Annotated in this window: 1 protein-coding gene; it reads right to left on the reverse strand. The window is 61.5% G+C overall.

Going from position 1 to position 1926, the window contains the following annotated elements; genetic code table 11:
- Positions 1 to 72: 72 nt before the first annotated feature.
- Positions 73 to 1494 carry a group II intron reverse transcriptase/maturase gene (gene ltrA, locus VF716_RS20275; RefSeq protein WP_049341395.1) on the reverse strand — a complete coding sequence of 474 codons (1422 nt, stop codon included), beginning with the start codon at positions 1492 to 1494 and terminating at the stop codon, positions 73 to 75.
- Positions 1495 to 1926: the final 432 nt, after the last annotated feature.

Consider the following 1926-nt stretch of genomic DNA (forward strand, 5'->3'; position numbering starts at 1 on the left):
GATCGGGTAGGAGGCGGCCTCACGGCCGCCGTCCTCCCACACCACCGTGCGTACGGTTCCGTACACGGCGGTTCAGGCCATGCGGTTAAGCCGATTGATCGTATCCAGTATCGAGACCAGTCCAAGTCTGTCCCATAGCTTCTTCGGCAGCGCCTGATTCACATGCGGCGCTCCTGAGTTCCACCACGGGCCTCGGCCATTGAAGGCCGACTTGCAGGCACGCTCCTCGCTCAATCCCAGGCGCATCAGGTTGCGCGCCCTCGTAGAGGGCTGCTTCCATTGCCGCCAGATGACACAGCGAAGTTTGTGCCTGACCCAGCCATCCAGCTCTTCCAGTGGACGCTTGCTCTGGCTGAGCTTGAAGTAGCCTGCCCAGCCTCGCAGCACCGGGTTTACCCGCTCGATGACATTCGCCATCTTGTGGCCCCGCACCCCTCGCAGCAGTTCCCTGAGACGGTCGCGCACACGGCGCAGGCTCATGGTTGCCACTCGCAGTCTAGGCTGCGAGTGCCAACTCATCCCATACCCCAGGTAGTCGCATTTCCACGACCCAGCCACGCGACTCTTGTCCCGATTCAGTCTCAGTTTCAGACGGTGATTCAGGAACCGCTCGACACTGGCCAGCACTCGTTCGCCAGCACGCGGACTACGGACATAAATGTTCGCGTCATCGGCATAGCGCACGAAGCGATGGTCTCGCCGCTCCAACTCACGGTCGAGTTCATCGAGCAGGATGTTCGATAGCAGCGGCGAAAGCGGGCCGCCTTGCGGCGCCCCCTCCTGCCGATGGCTGACAACCCCGCCCGACATGACGCCCGCTTCGAGGTAACGGCGGATGAGTCTGAGCACCTGTTTGTCTTCGACATGGCGCTCAACACAGAACATCAGGATGTCGTGGTTGACCCGATCAAAGAACTTCTCCAGATCGAGTTCCACGCAACACCTATGACCCGCCGCCACATGGGTGCGGGCCATCTCGACAGCCTGGTGAGCGCTTCTGCCCGGACGGAAGCCGTAGCTATAGTCCGAGAACAGCGGATCGAAGATCGGCGTGAGCTGTTGCAGCAGGGCTTGCTGGATCAGGCGATCCACGACACTGGGAATGCCCAGTTGCCGCATACCGCCCTGCGGTTTGGGAATTTCGACCGCCCGCACTGCCTGGGGATGGTATTCACCTGCCAGCAGCCTGACCTTCAGGATGGGCCAATACTGTTTCACGTAGCCTGCCAAGTCGGCGACCGTCATGCCATCGGCACCCGGCGCCCCCTTGTTGCTGACCACGCGCTGATACGCACGCTTGAGATTCGCCGGTGCAAGCACCCGCTCCATCAGCGTGTCCGGCTCCGCGTTCGTCCACGTCACCGACGCCGTCGATACCTCTGCGCTGTCAGGCGTCATCCTCGGCCTCTGGCCGGGACTCGGGGTGACAGTCTTCTCTTGGAGAAATTTCTGCATTTCGGTTATCGACGAGACGCTGACGCCTACTGGCGGCATGACCTGTTCGGCCCTTGATGGCGTGGTTGACCGCCACTTACTACGGCCTCGGCTGACTTCTGCACGCCCATCCCGTCGCCTCTCGACAATCGGTAGCACAATGGCAAGCGTACAGATCTCCCAGGGTAATTCGCGCGACCTTCCTGCTTATGCCTGTCGGATCTACGTCGCAGCGTTCCGTGCAAGTATCGGGCTTTGGCGATTATGGCCACCTCACCCCGCTGCGCCGCCTCATCCGCTTCCTGTTCGTCAGGCCAGCATTTTGCCTCGGGCTTCCTTCAGATTCGCAGTCGCCCGCGACACCCTTGCCTTCAGCTAACACTTCCCCTTGCCGGGTGTGTAGAGGACTTTCACCTCCAAGTCGCCAGGCTCACCACCACAGTGAACCCGACAGCGCCAGTCACGGCGCTACGCGCCATGCCTGGCGCACCA

The sequence above is a fragment of the Stutzerimonas sp. Brlt_14 genome, from assembly GCF_051948915.1.
Taxonomy (GTDB): domain Bacteria; phylum Pseudomonadota; class Gammaproteobacteria; order Pseudomonadales; family Pseudomonadaceae; genus Stutzerimonas; species Stutzerimonas stutzeri.